Source organism: Paenibacillus glucanolyticus, from assembly GCF_037333485.1.
In the GTDB taxonomy this organism is placed as follows: Bacteria; Bacillota; Bacilli; order Paenibacillales; family Paenibacillaceae; genus Paenibacillus_AQ; species Paenibacillus_AQ glucanolyticus.
Genome location: NZ_CP147845.1, coordinates 4781753 through 4807990 on the forward strand (window position 1 = coordinate 4781753; position 26238 = coordinate 4807990).

The window sequence follows — 26238 nt, forward strand, 5'->3', positions numbered from 1 at the left end:
AATGGGTTAAACCTGAACGGCCTGTCCCCCATCAAAAAAGTACAGCCATTTCTCATATACAGGCTCGCCTAAAATGTCTTCCAGCGCCTTTGCATACAAATCCAGTTGAAAACGGTACTGTTCCGCCAACGCCGGAATGCCGCCGCGGTGCTCCAGCACCCGATCCGTTTTATAATCCAGCAGCACAAGTCTTCCATTGTGCCGGAATAAGCAGTCTACAACCCCCTGGATCAGCACCGTCTCGTCCTGAAGCAGTTGAACATGCGGGTGATCGTTCGCCGTCTGTTCCGCGATTTGGTCTATAAAAGCAAGCCCTTGATAGGCTTCCGCTGCAGGCAGTGCATAGGAGAACGGCATTTCACGCCATGTATCTTCTGCTTCCATAAGCTGCTTCCCAACTGCACAATCAAAAAGGCTGCTGATTTCCGCCGGCTCCACGACAGCAGCCTGCTCTCCGGTTATGATTTCCTTCTCCACAAGATAGCGGATGGTTTGTTCAATCTCGGAAATCCGTTCAGCAGCTCCCCCCAATCGTTGAAGGGGCAAGTGCTGCATAATCGTATGGTAGACCGTTCCCCGCTCGGCTGGTGTCAGCTTCGCAGACTCCATGAATTTTGGCCGCCTCAGGTTCAGTGTGAAGGAAGCGCCAAGTCCTATATCTTCCTGGCTCTGGCGTTTCACGGCCTGCTCCTCTATCAGATCCAAGGAGGGACTGTCCTGAAGCGTCAAGAGTTTCTTCATCTCCGTCACAGACGTTTTGGCGGAAATTTGACTGACCGCTTCATAGCGATAGCTCCAAGACAAGCGCCGGTCAATGGCTTCCCACTGGTGATCGGACACAGCATCCTCCTGCTGCGCCGTCGCTGAATCCAGTTCTACCGGATCAAGATTGTGAAGAGCTTTTAATTTGTTCATTCGATCCAGACTGTCTGCTTGAACATCATCCGCAATTCCACTCATGCCCTGCGCCAAAGATTCCGGTGTCTCTATCGAAAACAACCACTCTGATTGATCCTCAGCCAGCACACCCAAATTCCCCTCTACGGGCAACCCTGCCATTTCACGGAGCAAGGTCGCGGAAGGGTGCCGGATCACGGCAGGACCGATCCAGTCCAAATAACTCCGGCCTCGGGCAAGGACATAATCCGGCAGCAGCAGCTCGGGATTATGATCGGCCTGCGCCCATGCAGACACTTTTTTCGGCAAATCCTTCACCGTACCGACCAGGATCATCTTCTCCTTCGGTCGTGTGAGCGCAACGTAGAGCACTCGCATCTCTTCGGCCAGCAGCTCCAGCTGCGATCTGCGGCGGATTGCCAGATTAGGCAGGGTGGGGTAACTGACCCGCATGCCCTCATCTACAAATTTCGGTCCAAATCCAAGCTCCTTATGCATGAGGAAGGGCGAGTTCAAATCCTGCTGGTTGAAATTCTTGGACAACCCCGCCACAAAAACGACCGGGAATTCCAGCCCTTTGCTCTTGTGAATGGTCATCAGACGTACAGCGTTTCCTTGGCTGTCCGTTCCGCCGGCAGTCCCAAGATCTCCCCCCCGCTCCCGAAGCCTTGAAACAAAGGTAAGAAAACGAAAGAGTCCCCTTGAGGAAGTATCCTGTTCATACTGCACCGCACGGTCATACAAGGCTGTCAGATTTCCCTGACGCTGCTTGCCTCCCGGCAAACCGCCGATCCAATCCAAGTAACCGGTCTCGCTGTAGATCCCCCAGATCAGCTCGCTCAGGCTCCCCTGACGGGCCTCCTGACGCCAGCGCCGCAGCCGGTCCATGAACAACCCCAGTTTTGTGCCCAGCTCCGTTGATATTTCAACATTCGGGCCGTTCATCCGCATCGAAGCACTTGAAGAGCTGCCTGCAACCAGCTCATGGCCTGCCGCCGCTTCTGCCATACTTTCCAGCTCTGTGCCCGGAGTCCACTTCCCGTCAACGAGACCTAATGAACGTTCTGAATCCAATACCGGCGCCAGTCCACCTAACGCAGCAGCTGCCTTAAGCGCATCGTAATAAGTACCTTTGGCGCACAGGCGGACCTGTGCCATCTCTTCCTCCGATAAACCGAGAATGGGCGATCGCAGAACCGATGCCAGAGGAATATCCTGCCGAGGGTTATCGATTACCTGCAGCAGCGATAAGATAATCTCCACTTCGGTTGCCTGAAAGTATCCTTTGTTCTGCTCGCCGAACGCCGGAATTCCCTCCTGTCGCAGCTCCTCAATGATTAGAGGCGCCCATACCATGGCAGAACGCAGCAAAATGACCATATCTCCATACCCGGCGGGCCGCATCGATTTCAGTGCCTTATCGTAAACCATGAGCGGCTTTCCGCTTTCGCCGGTCATCTCACGGATTCTGCGGGCAATGGCACGAGCTTCCAGTTGGGCGGTTTCCATCTCAAGCGCCTCAACCTCCATCATGCCCCCGTCCTCTTCCGAAGCCGATTCTTCGGACGGTTCCTCCGCACCCTTTCCGAGACGGTCGATGAGAAGCAATTCCGGCGTATAAGGACTCATGCCCCCTGTATCCTCGCGTTCGGGAAAGGAAGCGCCGGATATCAGCTCCGCTCGCTCGTCATAGGCGATCTCCGCTACGGATTCATTCATGATCTGTCGAAACAGCACATTAACAGCATTCACAACTTCCATCCGGCTTCGAAAATTTCGAGCCAGATCAATCCGCATGCCCACAAGGGACGTGTTGACGTCCGAGGAGAATTTTTTGTATTTATCAAGAAAAAGTCCCGGCTCTGCCAGGCGGAAACGGTAGATGCTCTGCTTGACGTCTCCAACCATAAACCGATTTCCCGGCGCTTCTCTGGATATCAATCGTACGATATCTTCCTGCACACTGTTTGTATCCTGATATTCGTCCAGCAGCACTTCGTCAAACTGCTCGCGATATTCCATCGCCGCATCGGAGGGCATCATATGACCCGGCACGGAATCCGGATGGCGAAGAATATGTAGGCAGTAATGCTCCAGATCGTTAAAGTCGACCAAGCCTTTGGATGCCTTGGCCTCCCGGTATCGCTCGCCAAAGGAAACAACCGTCTCGGCCAGTTCCTGCATCAGCGGCGCAGCCGTATGCAGCTCCTGCAGAAATTCTGATGCCGGTCGGCCGAACAAGGCGCTTTTCAGCTCATTTACGGTCTTCTTCACATGGTCCCGAAGTTCCTTGACCCGTTCCTGCAGCTCAGGCAGGACATCGTCCTTCCTGACCGATTTCAGCTTGCCAAAAGAAACCTCGCGAAAAATACCGTATAACGATTCCCACGGTGAAGAATCGATGGCTTCAAGCAAAGAGGCCACCAGCGACAAATCCTCATTCAGATTATCCACATACGGTGCTGGCCCCCCGGGCTGCATAGCGATGGTTTTCGCTTGCAATAGCAGGCCTGCAGCTCCGTTCAATGCTAAACGTGCATCAGCCAATACACTCTGAACCCACGCTGTTTGTCCGAGCGCCTCGGTATCCGCTACATGGAAGCTTGCCGCTGTGTCTCGGAGCCAGCTTGCCGGCCATGAATGACTGCGCGAGAAATCGTAGAGGCGCTGCACGAGACGATACAGTGCATCGTCCGTTCTCTCCCCGCTGAACCAATCAGCCAAACGGAGAAACGTACTGCCCTGGTCCTGCTCTGCTTCACCATACTTCTCTTCGAACAGCTCCTCCAGCATATCCTGCCGCATCAAATCCGCCTCATGTTCATTCAGAATGCGGAACCCCGGATCCAGCGGGATCAGCTGATAATACCGGCGGATGACTTCCATGCAGAAGGAGTGCAGCGTTGTAATCGACGCCCTGCCAAGTAAAGCGAGCTGGCGCCGGATATGCTCGTTGTCCTGGTCACGGTCCAGCTCGCGTTCAAGCGCTTCCCGAATCCGACCGCGCATTTCGGCTGCCGCTGCCTTGGTAAAGGTAGCCACAAGCAGCCGGTCCACACTGAACCCTGTGGTATCGTCAAGGATTTTGCGAATGATCCGCTCAACAAGCACGGCGGTTTTTCCTGAGCCTGCTGCGGCTGCAACCAGGATGTCATCACCCGAAAGTGCAATGGCCTTCCATTGGTCATCACTCCACATGCTGCCCTCAGGCTTTGCTATCATCTCTCTCACCGACTCTCTCCTCCCTTCGGATGTCCCAGCAGATCCCAGACCTGATCGCGTCCCGGCTTGCCCAGCAGCTGGTAGTCGCTGCCCTCAATCGCATCGTCGAACTGACACACCGGCCGGTAGGAACAGTACGTGCAAGCTGTTTCCTGCTGGATTCGGTAAGGTTCAATCGCTACATCGCCGCCGGTAATTCTGGAGCCGATCGTCAGCATATTTTCCCGCACTGCGGATAGCAAAGTCTCCCACTGATCCGGCGTCGCAACGGCTGCGCTGCTGTAGAAGCTGCCGTCTGTTTTGACGGCAACAGGCAGAATAGCCGAATGGCCTTTTTCAAGGGATGAATCCATGAGGGAAACGGCTTCACGGTCTGCAAGCAGCAGACCTTTCATTTTGTAGCGCTTGAGCAGTTCCTCTGCCGCCTGTTCCGGCGTCATGCCGTTTGCGGATTGCAATACCGGATCATGAACGTGGAAATACAGCGTTCCCGCAGGCAATGCCTGTTCGCCAAGCCAGTCCTCCGCAAACGTCAGCAGCACGTCCAGATAGGTCAGCATCTGCAAGGACAATCCGTAATAGACCTCATGCAATCGCAGATCCTTCTGGCTGGATTTATAATCAATGACCCGAAGCATGATCCCATGCTCGCCACGTGCCATATCCACCCGGTCAATACGACCGACAACCTCCATCTTCACCCCGTTAAGCAGTTCAAACGTCAGCGGCGGCAGCGGCTTGCCGGGACCGAAATCAAGCTCAAGGCCGATCGGCTCGAATTTGCCGCGCCGGGCTTGTTCACCCAATATAACGGAAGCTCTGCCCACAATATTCTTCAGCTTCCGGGAGATATATCCATACCGTTTGGAGCTCAACAAGATTTCGCCCTGCAGCATCGGAGCGAGCCGATCCACGGTAGCCTCCGCCTCACGCAGACACTCATCTGCCGACAGGTCTCCCCAGCTTCGATGCTCCGATTGAAACTTCACTGCCATGCTGCTCAAGGCAGCATGGAACAGCTGTCCGATGTCAGGAGCCTGCAGTCGATACAGCTGCCGCTCTCTCAGCTTTAATCCATGTGATGCAAAATGTGAAAATGGACAGGCTACAAACCGCTCCATCCGGGATACGCTTGTCCGCAGCTTCGTTCCATACAATTGCCTGCTGGTCTCTTCCTTAAGAGGCTGCGCTTCATTCCGATAGGACAATGAAGAGAGCATCGATTCCAGACGCGGCCGAAATTCCGGCTTCTGAGCAAACCAATTGTACATATGCCACCAAATGTGCGGAATGTCCTCTCCATTCCTCCAGTCGCGAAGCCTTCCCGTTAAATACGCAAGCGTCTTGTGCGGACGGGCCGCATATCGCTCCTGTTCGGGAACCGATTGCCCGGCATGCGGCCTTGGATACAGGGGTGTCTCGTCGATCTGGAACATCAGCTTCAGATGACGGATCACCTCGGAAGGCAATAACGTCTTGCCTTCATCAACTGCAGCAGGATAGCTGACCCACAGCTGCTCGCTGGCTGAAGTAAGCGCGTTGTAGATCAGGAAGCGCTCATCCAGCAGTCTGCGGGATATACTCGGGGCAAGCTCCAACCCGCGATCTTCGAGATGGAGCCGCTCCGGCTCTGTCAAAATGCCGTCATCCTGAAACTGGGCTGGAAGAACGCCATCGTTAATGCCGAGCAGAAAAGCATACTTCACCCCGCCCGTTCGTGTCCGGTCCATGCTTCCGATAAGCACCTGATCCAGAGAGGGTGGTACAAGGGCCATCTTCATTTCAGTGAGACCCGTATCCAGCACCCCTGTAAACAATTCCGTGCTCAGCTTCTCTGCACCCATCATCTCCACAATCTGGTCAAGCAGGTCAAGCACGGCTCCCCATACCTGGCGATGCTCCCTGGCTTCCTCTGGACGTCCTGCGTCCAACGCGGCCCGGCTGAGCAGCTCCAGCTTCTCAGGTACATCGCACTCCTCCAGAAGGCGATAAACTGCCGTACTCTGATCCATGGCGGTCGCAGCCTTTTTCATCCGTTTCTCGAACGCATGAAGCGGCTCTGCGATGACCCTTCTTGCGTATTCAATAGCCTGCATGCTGTCGAGATTGAGCACCTCGTTTTCTCCATCCTCTAGAGAGAGACTTGGAATCCCCTTCCACGGACGGCCATCCGTCCAGCGGTAACCATGAATCCCGGAAGCGAGCACATGATTCTCCAACCGGTCCATATCCTCCCGGTTCAGGGAGCCGTCCAGCGGAAGCAGCAAATCCGTCTTCACGCAGCGGAACACATCCTCATAACGCCATCTTCGCCCAATGACATCCAGAGCCGAGCGAATGAATTCAACTAACGGATGGTGCAGTTCGCTCCGCTTCTGATCCAGAAAATAAGGAATATCGTATTCCTTGAATAACGGGCCTACCAGATGCTCATAATCTCCCATATTCCGGACGAATACCGCCATCTCCCGGAATCTCGCTCCTTCCTCCTGCGCCAAGCGCAGCATCTCTCGAAGTGCCCCTTCGATTTCGGCCCGGCGATGGCTGGCAGCATGAAGAAGCAGCCCTTCTCTGCGGCCGTTCTCCTTGTCCTCATGATTCCCGTCTCCATAAGCTCCCGTCCAGCGCTTCTTCCGGTCATAACCGCGCTCAAGATGCGCCAGCACTGGGGAATCCTGAAACCTCGGCGGCACTTCAGGATGCAGCATATGGTGTTCCGCATCCATTCCCAACTCATCGGCAATTCCTTTCAGCTTTATGTACGTCACCGCGGTAGGATGAAACAAATCCAGCTCATGTGGAACAGCCCCATCCATATAAGGTTTGTCGAGTGTCAGAGCTATCGTGACGTGATTGGCATGATGGATAAGCTCCCCGAGCACCCGATACTCCTGCGGGGTAAAGCCATGGAAGCCATCGATCCAGATGTCGGCACGCTTGATGTATTCTGAGTCCGCCACGCCCTCCGCCAGTGAGGCGAGTGTGTCTTCCTCATCCGTGTACAGCCGCGATATCTCGAGTTCGAAATCACGGAATACAGTTACGATATCTTCCAGCTTTCGGCGAAGCATCGGAGAATTTCCGGAGCCCGACATCATCTGGCTCAGCTGCTCCTCCACACAGGAAGCGTCAATGCAGTATCGCTTCATTTCCGTGTACAACTCACTCAGCTTACCGACAAAACCGAGCTGCTCGCCTGAGGCGCCGAATAGCTGCAGTTCTTCTTTGCGCCTCCGCAAAATTTTATACATCAGCATGCGTTTTCCTTCTTCACTGATCGCCACTTTCGCTGCTCCGCCAGTCTCCTGCATGACCCGGTAGGCCAATCGGCGGAAACTGAGCACTTGCGCACGCATCATGCCCCGTATGCCTCCCGCATTCACGAGTGCGTGTTCGGCTTCATAGGACCCCTGCTCCGGAACGATCAGGATCATCGGATTCCCCCTGGGATCCCGCTCCAGTCGATCCATCATCTCTTGACGGATCAATGTGCTCTTGCCGCTGCCTGACCTTCCGATCACAAATTGAACGCTCATGCTATGCCCCCTCCCACAGTGTCTGCCAAAGGGTACTCCTTCACCTGAGAACACGATATCGTTCCGATGAAATCATACCCTTGAATCTATGATTTATTTGACCAAAAAGGATGTAAAATCCATTGTAATTGTTAGCACTCTATCAAAAAAGATGCTGATTACTAGTATAACATAAGTGCGGTTTGATGGAACATACGTTTGGATTTCATTGCCATTCCAATATATTGTGTGCATAAGAAAAAGGACCTCCCCTCATGGTTTACCCACCACTTGGAAGATCCTTCTTATCCATACGATTCGGCAGCGCTCTATAGTCTTGATTTGCTGCGCACTTCAAACACAGCGAATTTCAAATAATGCCCCTCGTCCACCCCAAGGATTTGAGGGTGATCTTTACCAGCGGCACGCCATTCCACCAATCTCAGAATTTTGCCTGCATCTTGGGCCGCATCCTGGATCGTATCCAGGAACAAATCCGGCCGCATATGGTACGAGCAGCTAGCCGTAACCAAATAACCGCCCTCGTTCACCAGTTTCATGCCATGCAAATTGATGTCCTTGTATCCGCGGCAAGCCCCTTTGACGGCTGACTTGGTTTTGGCAAATGCCGGTGGATCCAGAATTACCACATCCCAGGAACGGCCGCCTCCTGCTGTCAGGGGTTTGGAGGTGTCTACCTTCTGATCCCCTTTGGCCCGCTGTTCACGTTCATCCAGTCCTTTTACCTGGTTCCGCAAATATTGGAAGGCATCATCCACAACGAACTCCACCCGATCCTGAAATCCGTTCAGTTCGACATTCTCTCTGGCACTGTCTATTGCATGCTCCGAAATATCGAGGCAGGTAACTTTCTTGGCGCCATATTGGCAAGCATGCAGGGTGAAGCTGCCCGTATGGGAAAAGCATTCAAGCACCGTGGCTCCGTCCCAATATGGAAAAGTAACTTCTTTTCCACTCTTGTTCACAGGCACCTTCTTCAGCTCACCACCCGATTCCACTGCTTGAAGCGCAATTCCGCTGCGGCTTCCCCAGCCAGTCATTAACGGTTTAATGGAAGCCCGATTCTCACGCTGGTCAAAGAAATATCCCGTCTTCTGTCCCTCTTCGATATCAACCTTAATCTTGAGGCCGTTCTCCGTCACGGTTACGTGGCGCGGACACTCTCCGTAGAGGACCCCTTTGCGCAGCTCAAGTCCCTCCAGCTCACGAACGGATACGTCGCTCCGCTCATAGATCCCTTTTGGCTGCATAACCTCAACCAGCGCACTCACAATCTCTTCACGGCAGCGATCCATACCCAGCGTCAGCAGCTGCACAACCAGCACGTCAGCGAAACGGTCTACAATCAAACCGGGTAAAAAATCGGCTTCTCCGTATACCAGCCGGTAGGCGTTCTCTTCCCCGATAAACCGTTCCCGGTGCTTCAGGCACTCCTGAAAACGGGCGGCAAAAAAAGCCCGATCCATCAACTCAACCGGCTCGTAGGAAACGGTGCGTACCGTGATTTGAGACTGCGGATTGTAATAACCCGAGGCAAGAAACCGCCCTTGGTGGTTTAACACAGAAACCAGATCCCCCGGTTTCGGCTCTCCCTCAACTGAGGCAATCTCGCTTTTATAAACCCAGGGATGCCCCTGCTCCAATCTCTTTTTTCGACTGCGCTCCAAAATAACCGATGGCACTGTATGTTCACTCCTTAAGTTATCCCCTGCGCCATATCTATAGGCATGCATGTCCGCCAGGGGTCATATACGTAATAAGAAAAGCGTCTACCGACGTGTTTTTTGCGTAAGACAGACAGCGTGTAAAGGATGTTTTTCTTGCGATTATCGAATTCGCTCAGCTTCGGTGAACTGTTATAAATTCCATAATCTTAAGAAAAGCACCGATGGAGGTCTTACCGAAGAGATCCGGTCAAATCCTTCCGCCGCGGCCGACGTTATTATCTCACACTTTATTCCTCAGAAAAGGAGAACATCATGCTATCCTCACTCTGGTTTCCCATCTGTTATGGTCTTGTTCTGTTCCTGTTCGGTATGAAGGTCATGGAGGTTGCCCTCCAGCGCTGGGCCGGTCCCCTGTTGCATAAGTGGCTCCACCAAGCGACATCCACACCCATCAAGGGCATGATCGCCAGCACTGCGGTAACAGCACTGCTCCAGAGCAGCACCGCTGTAACCGTACTAGCGATAGGATTCGCGAATGCCGGCCTGTTGAGTTTTGCCGGAACCCTGGGCATCATTCTAGGCACCAACATCGGCACAACGGTTACCACGGAGCTCATCAGTCTTCAAATCGGACAGGCAGCCATGCCCCTCCTTGTCCTCTCCCTGATGTTATGGATTGGAGCTGTACTCGTCAGCGAACACGTACCTTCCAGCTATGACAAATTAAAAGAGAAGCTGATCCGCAGTCAGTTTCTCTGCTTGGCGGTTGCCGGATTCTCGCTTGTGCTGCTCGCCATTCAATTCATGCAATCCATCGGCCCCACCCTTCAAAGCCTTGGCGTGTTCCAATGGTTTCTCGACCATGCTTCGCGAAGCGTCCTCTGGGGCATTGCCGCCGGAACGCTGCTGACCGCGCTCATGCACAGCAGCGCTGCAGTCATCGCCATGGCAATGGGCCTTGCAGCAAGCGGAGCACTGCCTCCCGAGATTGGCGTCGCCATCGTGCTGGGCTCTAATGTGGGGACCTGCGTGACAGCTTTAATAGCTGCGCTTGGCAGCACCCGGGCCGGACGATTTGTGGCTTGGTCCCACATGGGTCTCAATATCGGCGGGGTTCTTCTCTTTACGCCCTTGATTGCAGGTTTAACGATGGTATCGGGCTGGTTTGCCGCAGACCCGGCTGGTCAGATCGCCCATGCACAAACCTTGTTTAATGTCGTTTGCTCTCTTATCGCGCTTCCGCTGTGCTATCTGCCATTCTGGAACAAACGGGCTCAGACCTAAATCTGAATATCTTCGTCTACAGGAATGCTGATATCAAGCAGCGTAAGCGCTTTGCGCAGGATAACATCATTATTGTTGTAACCGTTACTGCGCTGCTTCCTCCATGCGGTAAGAGGCTCAAACCAATCCACCCCGTTAATTTCCTCGACCTGGGGTTTCAAAACACCCTTTTCTGCCTTTACCAGGTAGTAGTGAACTTCCTTGTCCACCTGGCCTAATTCGGGATGATGGTATTTATATGCAATGATGTCCACTGGAGAGGTGATGGATCCGACTATACCTGTCTCCTCGCATATTTCTCGGAGTGCCGTCTGCTCGACGGTTTCACCTGCTTCCATCTTGCCTTTGGGAAGCGAGGTTTTTCCGTAACGGTCCAATATGAGCTGGATCTGAAGCGCCCCTTCATAATGACGGTATACAACACCGCCTGCGGAAATTTGTGTATATGTCATGTCCTGTTCCTCCTTCATGTACAACAAGGATTCCACTTCCAAATGGCTAGGAAATGAAATCCTTGTCTGGTATGGCCGCTATTGGAATTACTGGGCAGCTGCCTTAAGTCCATGATCCATGACGCTGAGGAGTTCGCCCTCGCATTCATTTACACCGGCTTTGGTCACTTTTACGCGGCACAATTTGCCTTCGAGATCAGACGAGCCATTGAATATGAGCTGGAGGTAGTTATCGCTGTAACCCTGCATCTTTCCGCCTTTGGGAGCACCCTTGTATTCCCGCTCCGGTATCACGTCCAGAATCTTGCCTACAAACTGCTCCGCATAAGCAAGCTGCAGCTGCTCCGACAAGTCGATCAGATCATGGACACGGGCGTTCTTCACTTCCTCGTCCACCTGATCCTCCATACGTGCTGCCGGCGTACCGGTACGCTTGGAATAAGGGAACACGTGCATCTCGGAGAATTGAATGGCCTTCATCAGATCATAGCCGTTGCGGAACATCTCATCCGTTTCTCCTGGAAATCCAACGATGACGTCGGTGGTAATGCCGACATCCGGCATCGCTTGGCGGATCAAGCCCATCTTGTTATAGAACTCTTCCGTCGTATATTTACGGCGCATCCGTTTCAGCACCGTATCATCTCCAGCTTGCAGCGGAATATGGAGGTGACGGCACATTTTACTGGAACGGTTCAGAACGTCCAGCATCTTCTCGTCGATCTGGCTCGCTTCAATGGAGCTGATGCGAATGCGTTCCAGACCGTCAACCCGGTCAAGGTCCCACAACAGGTCGGACAATCGGTATTCCTCGAGATCGTCGCCGTATCCGCCCGTGTGAATACCGGTCAACACGATTTCTTTATATCCTGCCCCTACCAGCTGATGAGCTTGCTGGATAATGCTCTTCGGATCCCGGCTCCGCGACAGTCCGCGGGACCAAGGAATAATGCAGAACGTACAGAAGTTGTTGCATCCGTCCTGAATTTTCAGGAATGCACGTGTACGCTCGGCAAAATCCGGAACGTCCATCTCCTCGAACACTCTGGTCTTCATAATATTACGCACCGCATTAATCGGCTGGCGCGTTTTTTCAATATCCTGAATGAAATCCATGATTTTATCGCGATCCTGGTTTCCGATTACAAGATCCACGCCTGGAATATCCAAAATCTCGGCAGGCGAGGTTTGGGCATAACAGCCCGTTACAGCCACGATGGCTTCAGGATTGCGGCGAACCGCGCGTCTGATCATTTGACGGCTCTTTTTATCCCCTGTATTGGTAACGTGGCAAGTGTTAATCAAATAAACATCAGCGGTTTGTTCGAAGTCCACCTGGTCGTAGCCTTCATTTTTGAAGTATTGCCAGATGGCCTCGGTATCGTAAAAATTGACTTTGCAACCCAACGTATAAAACGCTACGGATGGCATGTTCAAACGCCCCCCATTTCTCCAGATTCGTATAGTGCGCAGGCAAGCGCGGTCATGCCGGCAGTCTCGCAGCGGAGAATCCGCCTTCCCAGTCCGACGGACACGGCTCCCGCATCCTCGGCAGCCCGGCATTCCTCTTCCGTAAATCCGCCCTCAGGCCCAACGACCAGCAGCAAGCAGGCTTGGGAGCCGGACTCCGGCAGCGCCTGCTCTACAAATGGCTTGAGCACGTCCCTTAACTGGGAACCATGCTCTTTCTCATAACAAAAACAAACAGCATCATAGCTGGAAAACGCTGCAAGCAGATTCCTCCACGATAAAGGCTGTTCAACAGACGGTACCCGGTTACGATGAGCCTGTTCAGCAGCCTCCTTCGCGATTTTGCGCCAACGCTCCAGCCGCTTGCCTTCCTTCTTGGCATCGTACTGAACAATCGTTCGTTCCGATAAGAAGGGAGCAAAGGACACCGCGCCAATCTCGGTGCATTTTTGGATGACGGTCTCCATTTTGTCGCCTTTCGGCAAGCTCTGGGCAATCGTCACCTGCAGGCGCGGCTCATTTCTCATCTCCATGGATTCAATCACAACGGCAAAAACGCTAGCCGCTTCTAAACTTTCAATTTCAACCATGGCTTCGCGGGATACCCCATCGCTTACAATCAGTTTATCACCAAGCCTTCCTCGCATGACCTTGGTGATATGACGGGCATCATCGCCCGTAATCTCTACACGGTCTCCCTCGAATTGTGCGGGAGTCACAAAATATCGCTGCATCTTTATATCCTCACCTAACTCAAAAATCGCCAAACCCCATCATACAACTTTTCATGCGAACTGACCAGAAAAAATCAGTGTCGATAACCGCCGGTCATCAAAATGAACATATCCAAAATTTTGGAGGACAGCGCATATGCCGTATCATACAGGGGCTTGATCGTATAGTTCTGGAAAAAAGGCAACAGAATGATCAACAAGAATATAAGGATCGACCATTGCTCAAACTTTTGTATCTTCGCACTCATCCGCGGAGGAAGCGCGTTCTCCAGGATGCGGTAGCCGTCCAGCGGCGGCAATGGAACCAGATTAAACAGACATAAAAAGAAATTGAGCAATATGAATATATTAAAGAACAAATGTACCGCTTGATCCGTCTTGGTTATTCCTTCGGGAGGAATAATGCCGGTTTGATACAGAACAGCATAAATGAGCGCCCCAAGTATGCCTAACAAAAGGTTGCTCAGCGGACCCACCGCCGCCACGATAATGCTCATGCGGCGCGGGTTGCTAAAGTTCTCCCGATTAATGGGAACCGGTCTTGCCCAGCCGAACCCGGCAATCAGCAGGAGGACGATGCCCAGAAAATCAAAGTGCACCGCAGGATTCAGTGTCACTCTGCCCAGCAGCTTGGCTGTAGGATCTCCGAATTTATTAGCAAAATAGGCATGTGAAAACTCATGCACGGTAAATGCAATGATTAAAGCAATCAGGTAAAACGGAAGCTGTTCCAGCGGATAAAATAGCAGCTTATCCAAAAAATCCATAATCAGTTCTTCCTCGCTACGAATGCAACCCAATCATCCTCGCGGCAAATGTCCGCGATTTCGAACCCCGAGGCAATCAGCGCCTTCTCCACGATTTCTTCTTTGTTCTTGTAGATTCCGGAAGCGATATAGGCGCCGCCTGGCTGAAGGGCCTGGTAGACATCGTCCACAAACAATAGGATAACCTCCGCCAAAATGTTGGCCACTACAACTTGTACCGGCAGTCTCACGCCCAGGTCCGATTGAACGGACGAATCCGTCAGTACCGAGAGCAAATCACTTTCCTTCACTGTGATGACATCTTCCAGACCATTAAGACGGGTATTCTCCTTCGCGCTGGATACGGCAACCGGGTCCAGGTCAAGAGCCAGAATTCGCGAAGCCCCCAGATGCGCCGCACCGATGGAGAGAATGCCTGATCCCGTCCCGACGTCAATGACTTCCTCACCGCCCTGGATTACCATCTCCAGCGTACGCAGGCACAAGGAAGTGGTTGGATGTGTTCCCGTTCCGAAAGCCATCCCGGGGTCCAGTACAATAATGGATTCATTGTCCGATTCAGGCGTGTATTCCTCCCATGTCGGTTTGATGGTTAACCTCTCGGACACGCGGATCGGTTTAAAATACTGCTTCCAGGCAGTCGCCCATTCATTCTCATCCACCGTCTTCATCTCATAACTTACTTCACCTGTATCAATGCCAAATTCCTTCAGTTCCTCCACACGAGGGGCAATTTCATCAAGGACCGATTCCAGCGTAACCGTCTCATCAAAGTAACCTTTGATGACGGCAAACCCTTCAGGAATATCGTTAAACGGAACAATCTCATCAAACCATTGCCCAAGGGATGTATCCCGCTTCTTGTTCGTAGTACCGGACTCTTCAATTGAGACGCCTCCGGCTCCTGCTTCATGCAGGAAATTCGTAATCATCTCCACGGCTTCCTCCGTGGTATGTATCGTTAATTCACGCCATAACATGTGCTACAGTTCCTCCTCGTTCATACATAAATACCATTGTACTATATGGAGGACCCCTGATACAAAGTTTGTACGGAAATGCGTGGCGACTATTCTGTTGATCATATAATCAAAAAAGTCCTTCTTACCGCCTCCGCAAGAAGAAGGTAAGAGGGACCAGGCAATACATTAAATTCGTAACGATCAATCTACGTCTTTACTGGTTTCGTCGAGAATTTTCTTCAATTGGCGTTCATCCGCTGCCTCGCTTCTGCGAAGCGCCTCGACATCATCGTGATCGGCTTCCATTGCCGAGAATTCAACATCCTCAGCCTTGGCGGATTGAAGAGCAATCATCTTCTCCGTTTTGCTCGAAATTTTCCCTTTTTTCACACGTCTCATCATGAGTGCTATTCTCCTTTCCTTATAAACGATTAGCGCTGACCTGCAACACTTAAACCATGCCGCCGGATTCTTCGATGATTCGCATGGCTTGAGTGAATACGCCTTCATCCAACACAACCGTCAACAGAATATCCCGGCCTTCGGTTCCGTCCTGCCCTCCGCTGCTCATCCCGCTGGCAGAAGGATCCGCCGCTCCGAGGATTCCGGCTCCCGGCCCCGAAATGTCCGCATTTAGGGTCAACGTTGACAAGCTGGCAATATTACCTGTCAACGGATTCATCGGTTGGTTAAGCTCCCCGCCGGGATAAGCCCCAAATCGGTCGATAGACATATCCGCAACGCGCAGCGACTGGAGCTTGCGAGCTGCGTGCTGTGCCTGATCAGGGCTTTTGAAATACGCCAAAATATTTTTCTCTGCCACTTCACTTCACCTGCATTTCCTCTTCAAAATCGCGCATCTGGATGGAACCCCCCTAGGATGCTTCATCATTGATCCTTTTATTCTTGGGAGCTGTAGAAAAAACAGCAGGCCAAAGGTATGTTATCCTTCAGCCTGCTGTTATATTTCGTGCTATGAAAGGGAATATCCCTATATCGGTATTAGTCACCACGGAATGCTTTTTTCACACGGTCAAAAAAAGACTGTTCCTGTTCGTGAGTCTGTTCGCCATCAAGCGAAGCAAATTGACGAAGCAGTTCTTTCTGCTCATCACTCAGCTTACTTGGCGTGATAACCACGACTTTGACATGCTGGTCGCCCTGTCCCATGCCGCGCAGCCGCGGTACCCCTTTGCCTTTCAGTCGGAAGAAGGTGCCGGTCTGTGTTCCAGCCGGGATCTTCAGCTTCACTTTTTCGGTCAGCGTCGGGATTTCGATCTCATCGCCAAGCGCGGCTTGGGCAAAGGTAAGCGGTACTTCGCAATAAATGTCGTCCCCTTCGCGTTCAAAGAAATCATGCGGCTTCACACGGATAACAATATACAGGTCACCGGCCGGTCCGCCGCGTAATCCGCCTTCGCCTTCGCCTGTCATGCGCAGCTGAGCTCCGTCATCCACACCGGCAGGTACACGAACATGAATTTTGCGCTGTTTTTTCACTTTACCATTGCCATGACAAGTCGAGCAGCGGTCTTTGATAATCTTTCCGGTTCCGTTACAGTTGGAGCAAGCACGGCGGTTCACCATACGTCCGAATGGCGTATTTTGCACAACCTCCTGCTGTCCGCTGCCATTACATACCGAGCAGGTATGAGGCTGCGTGCCTGGTTTGGCACCGGAACCATGACAGGTATCGCAGGTCTCGGTTCTCGGGATATTAATATCCGTCTCCTTGCCAAATATGGCTTCCTTAAACTCTACCGTCATGGTGTACTGCAGATCGTTCCCCCGCTGAGGCGCATTCGGATCACGGCGTCCATTGCCGCCAAAGAACATATCAAATATATCTCCAAAACCGCCGAAATCACCGGAGAAGCCGCCTCCGCCCATTCCTTGGTTCGGATCGACATGACCGTACTGGTCGTAAGTCGAACGCTTCTGACCATCGCTCAATACATCGTAAGCCTCTTTCACTTCCTTGAATTTGGCTTCCGCGTCAGCCGCTTTGTTTACATCCGGATGGTATTGGCGAGCCATTTTGCGGTACGCCTTCTTTATATCATCATCCGATGCATCCTTGCCAACACCGAGCACCTCGTAATAATCACGCTTATCAGCCACGGTTTCACCCCAATCTCTTTATTACTCTTTACATAAGGAAAGCCAAAGTGCGAAGATGCGCAGCTTTGACCTTCCCATACAATCTATTCAGATTAACCTTTGTTTTTATCTTCGTCAACAACCTCGTAATCTGCATCAACGACATTGTCTTTCTTCGGAGCGCCAGTGTCAGCACCTTCAGCACCTTGCTGTTCTTGTGCTGCTTGCTCATACAGCTTCACGGACAGCTGCTGCACGATTTGAGTCAGCTCCTCAACCGAAGCGTTAATCTCTTCCAGGTTATCGGCTTCGAGCGCCTTTTTCACTTTCTCTTTCGCTTCGTTCGCTTTTTCCACTTCGGCCGCATCAACTTTGTCTCCAAGGTCTTTGATGGTTTTCTCTGTGGTGTATACGAGTTGGTCCGCATTGTTGCGAGCTTCTACCAGCTCTTTACGTTTACGGTCTTCCTCGGCGTGAAGCTCAGCATCTTTCATCATTTGTTCAACTTCAGCGTCACTCAAGCCGCTGGAAGACGTGATGGTGATCTTCTGGCTCTTGCCAGTGCCTTTATCCGTAGCCGAAACATTGACGATACCGTTCGCATCAATATCGAAGGTAACTTCGATTTGCGGTACACCGCGCGGTGCTGGAGGAATATCTCCAAGCATGAAGCGTCCCAATGTTTTGTTGCCGGCAGCCATTTCGCGCTCACCTTGAAGCACGTGAATTTCGACACTCGGCTGGTTATCGGCATACGTGGAGAATACTTGGGATTTGCTTGTTGGGATTGTCGTATTGCGATCGATCATTTTGGTGAATACGCCGCCTGCGGTTTCGATACCGAGGGACAGTGGAGTTACGTCGAGCAGAACCACGTCTTTAACGTCACCAGTCAATACGCCCGCTTGAACAGCGGCACCAAGCGCGACCACTTCGTCAGGATTTACGCCTTTGTGAGGCTCTTTGCCTGTCAATTTCTTAATGGCTTCTTGTACGGCTGGAATACGGGTAGAACCGCCGACAAGTACGATTTTATGAATATCATTAGCCGTCAAACCTGCATCGCTAAGCGCTTGACGAGTTGGTCCAAGCGTACGCTCTACAAGTGAAGCGGACAATTCTTCGAATTTAGCACGAGTCAGGTTGATCTCCAAATGCTGAGGCACGCCATCAGCAACGGTGATGAACGGCAGGGAAATCGTTGTTGTAAGTACGCCGGACAATTCCTTTTTCGCTTTCTCAGCTGCGTCTTTCAAACGTTGAACGGCAGCCTTGTCTTTGCTCAGGTCAATGCCCTGCTCTTTTTTGAATTCTGCTACCAGGTAGTCGATGATCACTTGGTCAAAATCGTCTCCGCCGAGTTTGTTGTCACCGCTGGTTGCTTTTACTTCGAAGAAGCCATCGCCGAGTTCCAGAATAGAAACGTCGAATGTACCGCCACCAAGGTCATATACCAAAATCGTTTGGTCTTCGGATTTTTCCATACCGTATGCCAAAGCAGCTGCCGTCGGCTCGTTAACGATACGCAGAACCTCAAGACCCGCGATTTTACCGGCATCCTTGGTTGCTTGACGCTGACTGTCATTAAAATATGCAGGAACCGTGATAACGGCTTGGGTTACGGTTTGGCCAAGATACGCTTCCGCATCGGATTTCAGCTTCTGCAGAATGATTGCGGAAATCTCTTGCGGTGTGTAGTCTTTGCCATCGATGGTTTCTTTGTGATTCGTACCCATATGACGCTTGATGGAGATAATGGTACGATCCGGGTTGGTGATCGCTTGACGTTTGGCTGTATCCCCAACAACACGCTCGCCATCTTTCTTAAATCCGACGACGGACGGGGTTGTACGAGCACCCTCCGGATTCGGGATAACTACTGCTTCCCCACCCTCCATTACGGCTACGCAGGAGTTGGTTGTTCCTAAGTCGATACCAATTACTTTGCTCATGAAAAATTTTCCTCCTTATTCATTCACACGAATCTTCGTATGATATTGATCATTTTTTTATATGATAAACGACCATTCGAGAGTCGCTTACATGCTCACTTTAACCATGGCAGGTCTCAATACTTTGTCTTTCAGCATGTAGCCCTTCTGCACTTCCTCGACCACGATGCCTTCCTCGAATTCATCGCTTTCCACTTGCATTATCGCTTGATGATACTCCGGATTAAACGGCTCGCCGATACTGTTCATCGCCGTCAAGCCTTCGCTTGCCAGAACGGATTCCAGTTGACGGAAAATCATGTTTACCCCTTTGGAGAAGGATTCAAACTCCGGATTGTCACCGGATGCCTGAAGGGCACGTTCAAAGTTGTCAATCACGGGCAGAAGCTCCGTAATGAGTTTGGAGGAAGCATATTTACCAAGCTCCTCTTTCTCCTTCTGTGTACGCCTGCGGAAGTTATCGAAATCCGCTTGCACTCGCAGCGCACGCTGCTGATGCTCCAGCACTTCAGCCTGAAGTTTCTCAAGCTCGACAGAACCAGCCTCATCCGAAGATTCCGTTACAGGAATCTCCTGCTCAGGGGTTACTTCACCCTCACCCGGGCCTGGCGTGTTCTCCAACATTTCTTCTACTATTTCCTCTGATACTGTATCTTGAACGGCATCCTTATGCTCATTATTCAAGACGCCTTCACCTCCTTCATATTCTAAACCAGGTTGTCTGTGATTCATTTATGGGATTACGCTATTCGCCTATTTCCTTCATCTTGATTACATGATGAATCCGAAGCACGGCAGCCGCTACTTCGCCGGCTGCCCGCAGTCCGTGAAGTTTGACCGGAGCCGGATCAAGCACCCCAAGCTCCTCATAATCCACAACACGGCCGCTGTCACAATCAATACCCATACTATCGGAGATGGCACGAATTTGTGCTGCGCGCACTTCTTCCATCTTCTCAAGCGGATTGTAACCGGCATTCAGAAGGATCTGCGACATCGGCTTGCGCAGCGCCGCCGAAACGGCCTCCATCCCGAAGGCTTCCATGCCTTTCTGGGCCTCCCGGATCCGTTCCAACTCGTAGGACACGGCAAGTTCGCTTGTCCCGCCGCCTGGAAGCACCCCGCCGGATACGGCCGCCTGCAGAGCCGATGCTGCGTCTCCCGCGATTCGGGCGGCCTCGCCCACCACTTCAGAGGTGCTTGCACCGACAATGACCGTCACAATACGGTCTTGATTGCCGCATGCAAGCCGGATCTTCTCAATCCCTTCATCATAAGAGACACGCGGGGTATGGCCCAGAAGAGCCGCAAGCTCCTTCGAGTCTTTATGTAACGCCTTCCGGCGTATGGGAGTAGCCCCCGTCATGTCGCTTACCCGCCGAAGATCCGCACGCGATACGCGCGGCACAACCATCATGCCGTGGTCGAGGCAGAACTGCTCTGCATCGGGGTGGATTCCTTTTTCAAGCAGAATGAGTTTTACGGACAACTCCGACATCTTCTCTAAATCCGAAGCGAACACTTTCCTAAGATCCATATATTGCGCAAACCCGGCTTCCGTTGTCAGCGCCTCTTCGTCTATCTCATCCGGCTCCAGGGAATCGAACAGCACAAGCACCTTGGCATCATCATATGATTGTGATTCGCGGGCGAAGATCGGCCTCTGCCGCAGCAGAACCCCTTCAAACACTTCATTCTCGGCATTCTCCAGAGCAATTATACTGTCTGCAAGCGAGTAGGAAGGGTCCTGGAGCCGATTAATTCCGGCCTTGTGTGCAGCCTGCATGATTAATTCCACAATGTCCTTGCGTTCACGGCCAGCAACGTACACCGTCCGCTCAAGCAGCGGATCGTCCAGTCCGTCAATGACCCGAACCCGGTCAGATAACAACCGCAAAGACGTCTCGATTCCCTGACGCAGACCCTCCACCACCTTGGAAGCCGGGACACCCCGCGTAATGCGGGATACGCCTTCCTGTACCAGGGCACCTGCAAGCACGGTAGCGGTTGTGGTGCCATCCCCGATCTTCTCCTGCTGGGCACGCGCCACCTGTATGAGAAGGCGGGCTGCCGGATGGGTGACATCCATTTTATCCAGAATCGTGACACCGTCATTGGTAATGACGACTTCACCGCGAGGACCCACCAGCATCACGTCCAGCCCCTTGGGCCCAAGAGTACCTTCCACAGCGGACGTGACAGCCCGGACGGCATTACTATTGTTCAGCAGCGTAGAGTACCGCTCATCTCCATCCACTTGGCTATGTTGTCCTTGGCTCATCTGTCTCACTCCTTTATTTGTACCAGTGTGACAGCAGCTTCGTCAGGTCATGGGATAATACATTCAAGATGCCGATCACCCGTGCATATTCCATTCGTGTAGGGCCGAGTATTCCGATGGAACCAAGCGCTTTGCCATCGATGGAATAGGTAGCCGTTATTAAACTGCAGTTGGAGATCGCTTCATGCGTATTCTCCGTACCTATCTTCACCTGAATGCCGTGCTCCCCAGGAGCCGGTGCCATCAGCTTCATCAGGGCGGGCGTCTGCTCCAGAAGCTCAAAGATTTCCCTTACCTTATCCACATCCTTGAACTCGGGCTGATTCAGCATATGGGTGGTACCGCTAAGATACACACCGCGGTGGTCCGGTTCGTTATTAAGCGCAATATCGAGCATGCTCATGAGATCCTCGTAATGCGAAATATGCCGCTGCATTTCCTCGCCAATCTCCGTATACAAACGGGTCTTGAGTTTATATAGAGGCACGTTGACAAGTTTCTTGTTCAGAAGGTTCACCACTTGCTCCAATTCCGAAACGGACACGCCCTTGGGAATGGAAACAATCTTGTTCTCGACTTGCCCAGTGCTGGTTACGATGATCGCTACGGCCTGGTCCTCATGAAGAGGAAGAAGCTGGAAATGACGCAAAGACGTATGAAAAACTTCCGGTCCCAGCAGGATGGAAGTGTAATTAGTCATCTGAGACAAAATGCCGGCTGTATGCTGAATCATCTGCTCCATCACGTTCAGCTTTTCTGCAAAAAATGATTTCATCAAATGCAGCTCCGCAGCGTTCAAGGAAAACGACGACGCGAGATGATCAACATAATAACGATATCCCTTATGAGACGGAATTCGTCCAGCTGACGTATGAGGCTGCTCCAAAAACCCGAGCTCCTCCAGATCAGCCATCTCATTTCGAATGGTAGCCGGACTATAACCCACATCCCCGCGTTTGGAAATGCTTCTCGAACCTACCGGCTCAGCAGAACGGATATAGTCATCCACAATGGCATTCAAAATCATGCGCTGACGATCTGTTAACATGTCGCTCCCCTCCTTGCTGACTGCTAAATTTCGCTTTCGTTAGCACTCATCGTCATCGAGTGCTAACCGATATAACAAAAATACCAAACCGACCTGAGGATTGTCAAGTCAGTTCAGTACTTTAAGAACAGCTATTTCGTCACAGGCGTGCTGCTTCTTGCAATGGATGCAGTCGGTCCACACCTTCTCCGGGAAAATCTCCTTCTCAACGACGTCAAAGCCGTTTTTGATGAAAAAGGATACCTCGTACGTCAAGGCCATCACTTTCGGAAGCTCACGACGCTTCGCCTCTTCCAAAAGGGAATCCACCAGCATCGAGCCGATGCCCTTTCCTTTATAACCTTCAGAGATGCCGAGTGATCGGATCTCAACCAAATCGGTTCCGAGCTGACACAATGAACCACAGCCGATAACATGTCCATCGGATTCCGCAACCACGAATTCTCCGATCTGTTTCTCCAGCACTTTTTTGGACCGGGGCAGCATGATCCCCTTCTCGGCATATCCCTGAATCATCTGATACAGCGGCTCGACATCCTCAAGCTTTGCTTTTCTGCATACCGCCGACATGTTGTCCGTCTCCCCTTTACACGCTCCGTCATGTTATGAATAAATATACAACAGAGCGCATATAAGTTCAATAGATTAATTTGTCGACAGACTCCCTATAAATTCGGCGAACACATCGTTGCCAAACAGAATTCCTTTGCTGCTCAGCTTATAGCCGTCTTCCGTGGAATCCAGAAGCCCAGCCCCCACCATTTTATCCAGCGGACGGGCGAATTCCTGCTCCATGGGAACACCGAATTGCTGCTGGAATCGGGTCCGTGATACACCGTCCAGCACACGGAGTCCAACCATCAGGAAATCCTCCATCGCTTCTTCCCTTGACACCTCAAAGCTTTCCAGTCTCGGGAGTCCTTTGTTGGCTGCTTCATTATAGGGATTGACCCCTTTGATGTTCACGTGACGCTGACGGCCTACATATCCGTGCGCTCCTGCGCCCAGTCCATAATAATCCTCGTTCCGCCAGTAGGTCATGTTATGACGGCTCTCAAATCCGGGTTTGGCAAAATTGCTGATCTCATACTGCTTATATCCGGCCGCCTTCATCCGTTCCATTAAGAGAAGGTACATATTCAGCTCGTCCTCCTCGTCCGGAAGCGGCAGCTGGTTTCTCTGGTACATCGTATGGAACAATGTGTTCTCTTCCACCTTCAGGCTGTATATCGAATAGTGGGGGAGCCCCAGTGCCAAGGCCTTATCCACGCTTTCCGCCAGCATCTCCAGAGTCTGGTTCGGAAGTCCGAACATCAAATCGATGGACATGTTGTCAAAGCCTGCTTGTCTGGCGTTGTCCAGGCTCCGGTACACGTCATCCGTATCATGGATTCTCCCGATGCCAGTCAGCAAGCTGTTCTGGAAGGCCTGCACCCCGAAGCTGATCCGGTTCACGCCCCCTTCACGCATGACGGACAATTTCTCCAAATCCGTAGTACCGGGATTCGCTTCCATCGAGAACTCAATATCCTCCGTCCATTCGGGAAAATGCCGCCTCACGCTTTGCAGAAAATATGCCATTTCATTCGGCTTGAGAACCGTCGGTGTTCCTCCCCCCACAAATATGCTCTTGATGATGCCCGGAGGATTGGCCTTAACGGTCAGTTCCATTTCCTTATCCAGCGCATGCAGATAATCCATAACTGGCTGATCCTTTAATACATAGGAGTTGAAATCACAGTAAAAACATTTATTGGTGCAGAACGGAATATGGATGTATACTGCTTCCGTCCGTTTATCGATTGCCATCATTCTTTTTCTTGCCCCCTTATGTGCAGCCTCCTGCACGACTTACTTAAGTAATTACAGAAGTTCATTCTCTACTATAACGCTACGCCTCTTGTAATGAAAGAAAGGAAAGCCGAGAATCGGCTTTCCCATCATTTGCATTGTGAAGCTGTAAGACTGGCGGCTTCGCTGAGACTAAACACGTCCTGCTGAACCATCCGATTACTAGTCGTCGATTTTCAAGACGGCCATAAAGGCTTCCTGCGGCACTTCGACGCTGCCGACTTGCTTCATCCGCTTCTTGCCTTCCTTCTGCTTCTCAAGGAGTTTCCGCTTCCGGGAGATGTCACCGCCATAACACTTGGCAAGTACATTCTTCCGCATCGCTTTCACCGTCTCACGGGCAACTACCTTAGTGCCCACGGAAGCTTGAATCGGCACTTCGAACATTTGGCGAGGAATCAGCTCGCGCAGCTTCTCGCAAATGGCCCGTCCGCGGTGATACGCGCGGTCCTTGTGCACGATAAAGGACAAGGCGTCCACTTGTTCGCCGTTGAGTACAATATCCATCTTCGCCAGATTGGATTTACGATATCCAGACACCTCGTAATCAAACGAGGCGTACCCCTTCGTGCTGGATTTAAGCTGGTCGAAGAAGTCGTAGACAATTTCCGATAACGGAATTTCATAGGTAATGGTAACCCGAGTTGTGTCCAGATATTCCATGTTGACGAATTCGCCGCGTTTGTTTTGGCACAGTTCCATGATCGATCCTACATAATCGTTCGGCACGATAATGGCTGCTTTAACATAAGGCTCTTCAACATAATCAACCTTGCCGACCTCAGGATAATGGGAAGGGTTATCGATCTGGATCTGCTCCCCGTTCGTCAGCGTAATGCGGTATATAACGCTTGGCGCGGTCGTGATCAGCGGTATGTTAAACTCGCGTTCAATCCGCTCCTGGATCACATCCATATGAAGCAGGCCCAGGAATCCGCAGCGGAAGCCGAATCCGAGTGCACTGGACGTCTCCGGCTCAAAGCTGAGCGATGCATCATTAAGCTGCAGCTTCTCAAGCGCCTCGCGCAGATCGTTGTAGTCTGACGTTTCGATTGGATACAATCCGCAGAACACCATCGGGTTGATTTTGCGGTAACCCGGGAGCGGCTCGGCTGTCGGACGCTTGGCATCCGTTACCGTATCGCCGACCTGCGTATCGCCTACACTCTTGATGCCCGCTACAATGAAGCCGACATCTCCGACGTTAAGCTCGTCCACGATGGACATGCGGGGCTTAAATGCACCCACTTCAATGACTTCGAAAGATTTGCCGGTCGCCATCATTTTGATTTTGGAGCCTGCCTTAATGCTTCCGTCGATAACACGCACATAGACGATGACACCCTTATATGGATCATAGTGGGAGTCGAAGATCAGCGCTTTCAGCGGTTCTTCCGGATGGCCCGTAGGTGCCGGTACTTTCTGCACCACCTGCTCCAAAATCTCCTTGATACCGATGCCCGCTTTGGCGGAAGCCAGGACCGCATCGCTGGCATCAAGCCCGATGACATCCTCGACCTCTTGCTTTACGCGCTCAGGATCGGCGCTTGGCAGATCGATTTTGTTAATGACAGGCAGGATTTCAAGATTGTTATCCAGTGCCAGATATACGTTGGCCAGCGTCTGGGCTTCGATACCCTGCGCAGCATCAACAACGAGCAGCGCGCCCTCACAAGCAGCCAGGCTTCGGGATACCTCATACGTAAAGTCGACGTGCCCCGGAGTATCAATCAGATTCAATATGTACTCCTCGCCGTTATCGGCTTTGTAATTTAGGCGAACCGCCTGCAGCTTGATGGTAATACCGCGTTCTCTCTCCAGATCCATCTGATCCAGAACCTGCTCCTGCATTTCACGCGAGGTTAATGCACCGGTATACTCTAATATACGGTCAGCAAGTGTCGATTTCCCATGGTCTATATGTGCAATAATGCAGAAATTACGAATTTTTTGTTGTCTTGCTTGTACGTCTGTCATGCCTAACCCCCAACAACCACCAGATGTTTGAATCAACT

At 51.8% G+C, this 26238-nt stretch carries 19 protein-coding genes; 1 reads left to right on the top strand and 18 read right to left on the bottom strand.

Annotated features, from left to right (window positions below; translation table 11 throughout):
* Positions 1–6: 6 nt before the first annotated feature.
* The 3 genes from addA to WDY75_RS22570 all read right to left on the bottom strand — a co-directional run bounded on the left by addA (position 7) and on the right by WDY75_RS22570 (position 9337).
* Positions 7–4119 (bottom strand): helicase-exonuclease AddAB subunit AddA, encoded by a 4113-nt coding sequence (addA, locus tag WDY75_RS22560; protein WP_063479773.1) that lies wholly within the window; start codon positions 4117–4119, stop codon positions 7–9.
* A 5-nt stretch (positions 4120–4124) separates the two neighbouring features.
* Entirely contained in the window at positions 4125–7655 is a 3531-nt protein-coding gene (addB, locus tag WDY75_RS22565) for a helicase-exonuclease AddAB subunit AddB (RefSeq protein WP_063478940.1), read from the bottom strand.
* 308 nt (positions 7656–7963) lie between these two features.
* On the bottom strand, positions 7964–9337 hold the full coding sequence (locus tag WDY75_RS22570; protein WP_063478939.1) for a class I SAM-dependent rRNA methyltransferase: 1374 nt from the start codon (positions 9335–9337) through the stop codon (positions 7964–7966).
* A 297-nt stretch (positions 9338–9634) separates the two neighbouring features.
* Here WDY75_RS22570 and WDY75_RS22575 point away from each other — a divergent pair, with 297 nt between their 5' ends.
* Positions 9635–10606: a Na/Pi cotransporter family protein gene (locus WDY75_RS22575; RefSeq protein ID WP_063478938.1), complete on the top strand. Its 972-nt coding sequence runs from the start codon at positions 9635–9637 to the stop codon at positions 10604–10606.
* Here WDY75_RS22575 and WDY75_RS22580 read toward each other — a convergent pair.
* From WDY75_RS22580 to lepA, 15 genes are all read right to left on the bottom strand, one after another.
* Entirely contained in the window at positions 10603–11058 is a 456-nt protein-coding gene (locus tag WDY75_RS22580; RefSeq protein WP_006209012.1) for an NUDIX hydrolase, read from the bottom strand. The genes WDY75_RS22575 and WDY75_RS22580 overlap by 4 nt on opposite strands.
* 87 nt (positions 11059–11145) lie before the next feature.
* Positions 11146–12489, bottom strand: coding sequence for a tRNA (N(6)-L-threonylcarbamoyladenosine(37)-C(2))-methylthiotransferase MtaB (mtaB, locus tag WDY75_RS22585; RefSeq protein WP_063478937.1), 1344 nt, complete (start codon positions 12487–12489; stop codon positions 11146–11148).
* Positions 12490–12491: 2 nt separating this feature from the next.
* On the bottom strand, positions 12492–13262 hold the full coding sequence (locus tag WDY75_RS22590; protein ID WP_006209010.1) for a 16S rRNA (uracil(1498)-N(3))-methyltransferase: 771 nt from the start codon (positions 13260–13262) through the stop codon (positions 12492–12494).
* 74 nt (positions 13263–13336) lie between these two features.
* Positions 13337–14029, bottom strand: coding sequence for a site-2 protease family protein (locus WDY75_RS22595; RefSeq protein WP_036644467.1), 693 nt, complete (start codon positions 14027–14029; stop codon positions 13337–13339).
* Positions 14030–14031: 2 nt separating this feature from the next.
* The gene (prmA, locus tag WDY75_RS22600) at positions 14032–15009 is read right to left on the bottom strand and encodes a 50S ribosomal protein L11 methyltransferase (RefSeq protein WP_036644469.1); all 978 of its coding nucleotides are present in this window, start codon (positions 15007–15009) and stop codon (positions 14032–14034) included.
* A 183-nt stretch (positions 15010–15192) separates the two neighbouring features.
* Entirely contained in the window at positions 15193–15393 is a 201-nt protein-coding gene (locus WDY75_RS22605; RefSeq protein ID WP_006209007.1) for a YfhD family protein, read from the bottom strand.
* A 49-nt stretch (positions 15394–15442) separates the two neighbouring features.
* A complete protein-coding gene (locus tag WDY75_RS22610; RefSeq protein WP_006209006.1) occupies positions 15443–15814 on the bottom strand; it encodes a hypothetical protein in 372 nt (123 codons plus the stop codon).
* A 179-nt stretch (positions 15815–15993) separates the two neighbouring features.
* On the bottom strand, positions 15994–17112 hold the full coding sequence (gene dnaJ / locus WDY75_RS22615; RefSeq protein WP_006209005.1) for a molecular chaperone DnaJ: 1119 nt from the start codon (positions 17110–17112) through the stop codon (positions 15994–15996).
* Positions 17113–17204: 92 nt separating this feature from the next.
* Positions 17205–19043, bottom strand: coding sequence for a molecular chaperone DnaK (gene dnaK / locus WDY75_RS22620; RefSeq protein ID WP_006209004.1), 1839 nt, complete (start codon positions 19041–19043; stop codon positions 17205–17207).
* 87 nt (positions 19044–19130) lie between these two features.
* Positions 19131–19727, bottom strand: a complete 597-nt coding sequence (gene grpE / locus WDY75_RS22625) for a nucleotide exchange factor GrpE (RefSeq protein ID WP_063478936.1) — start codon at positions 19725–19727, stop codon at positions 19131–19133.
* 61 nt (positions 19728–19788) lie between these two features.
* The gene (locus tag WDY75_RS22630) at positions 19789–21324 is read right to left on the bottom strand and encodes a TCP-1/cpn60 chaperonin family protein (RefSeq protein WP_006209002.1); all 1536 of its coding nucleotides are present in this window, start codon (positions 21322–21324) and stop codon (positions 19789–19791) included.
* Positions 21325–21337: 13 nt separating this feature from the next.
* Entirely contained in the window at positions 21338–22372 is a 1035-nt protein-coding gene (hrcA, locus tag WDY75_RS22635) for a heat-inducible transcriptional repressor HrcA (RefSeq protein WP_006209001.1), read from the bottom strand.
* A gap of 108 nt (positions 22373–22480) precedes the next feature.
* Positions 22481–22942 carry an N-acetyltransferase gene (locus tag WDY75_RS22640; protein WP_006209000.1) on the bottom strand — a complete coding sequence of 154 codons (462 nt, stop codon included), beginning with the start codon at positions 22940–22942 and terminating at the stop codon, positions 22481–22483.
* A gap of 75 nt (positions 22943–23017) precedes the next feature.
* Complete coding sequence (gene hemW, locus WDY75_RS22645; RefSeq protein ID WP_006208999.1) at positions 23018–24184, bottom strand: radical SAM family heme chaperone HemW; 1167 nt, start codon at positions 24182–24184, stop codon at positions 23018–23020.
* A 201-nt stretch (positions 24185–24385) separates the two neighbouring features.
* Positions 24386–26200: a translation elongation factor 4 gene (lepA, locus tag WDY75_RS22650; protein ID WP_006208998.1), complete on the bottom strand. Its 1815-nt coding sequence runs from the start codon at positions 26198–26200 to the stop codon at positions 24386–24388.
* Between the last annotated feature and the right edge of the window lie 38 nt (positions 26201–26238).

Bases quoted from the DNA above. Each gene is read 5' to 3' on its own strand.
- addA (WP_063479773.1), bottom strand. From the start codon at position 4,119: ATGATAGCAAAGCCTGAGGGCAGCATGTGGAGTGATGACCAATGGAAG.
- addB (WP_063478940.1), bottom strand. From the start codon at position 7,655: ATGAGCGTTCAATTTGTGATCGGAAGGTCAGGCAGCGGCAAGAGCACA.
- WDY75_RS22575 (WP_063478938.1), top strand. From the start codon at position 9,635: ATGCTATCCTCACTCTGGTTTCCCATCTGTTATGGTCTTGTTCTGTTC.
- WDY75_RS22580 (WP_006209012.1), bottom strand. From the start codon at position 11,058: ATGACATATACACAAATTTCCGCAGGCGGTGTTGTATACCGTCATTAT.
- mtaB (WP_063478937.1), bottom strand. From the start codon at position 12,489: ATGCCATCCGTAGCGTTTTATACGTTGGGTTGCAAAGTCAATTTTTAC.
- WDY75_RS22590 (WP_006209010.1), bottom strand. From the start codon at position 13,262: ATGCAGCGATATTTTGTGACTCCCGCACAATTCGAGGGAGACCGTGTA.
- WDY75_RS22595 (WP_036644467.1), bottom strand. From the start codon at position 14,029: ATGGATTTTTTGGATAAGCTGCTATTTTATCCGCTGGAACAGCTTCCG.
- prmA (WP_036644469.1), bottom strand. From the start codon at position 15,009: ATGTTATGGCGTGAATTAACGATACATACCACGGAGGAAGCCGTGGAG.
- WDY75_RS22605 (WP_006209007.1), bottom strand. From the start codon at position 15,393: ATGATGAGACGTGTGAAAAAAGGGAAAATTTCGAGCAAAACGGAGAAG.
- dnaK (WP_006209004.1), bottom strand. From the start codon at position 19,043: ATGAGCAAAGTAATTGGTATCGACTTAGGAACAACCAACTCCTGCGTA.
- WDY75_RS22630 (WP_006209002.1), bottom strand. From the start codon at position 21,324: ATGAGCCAAGGACAACATAGCCAAGTGGATGGAGATGAGCGGTACTCT.
- hrcA (WP_006209001.1), bottom strand. From the start codon at position 22,372: ATGTTAACAGATCGTCAGCGCATGATTTTGAATGCCATTGTGGATGAC.
- WDY75_RS22640 (WP_006209000.1), bottom strand. From the start codon at position 22,942: ATGTCGGCGGTATGCAGAAAAGCAAAGCTTGAGGATGTCGAGCCGCTG.
- hemW (WP_006208999.1), bottom strand. From the start codon at position 24,184: ATGATGGCAATCGATAAACGGACGGAAGCAGTATACATCCATATTCCG.
- lepA (WP_006208998.1), bottom strand. From the start codon at position 26,200: ATGACAGACGTACAAGCAAGACAACAAAAAATTCGTAATTTCTGCATT.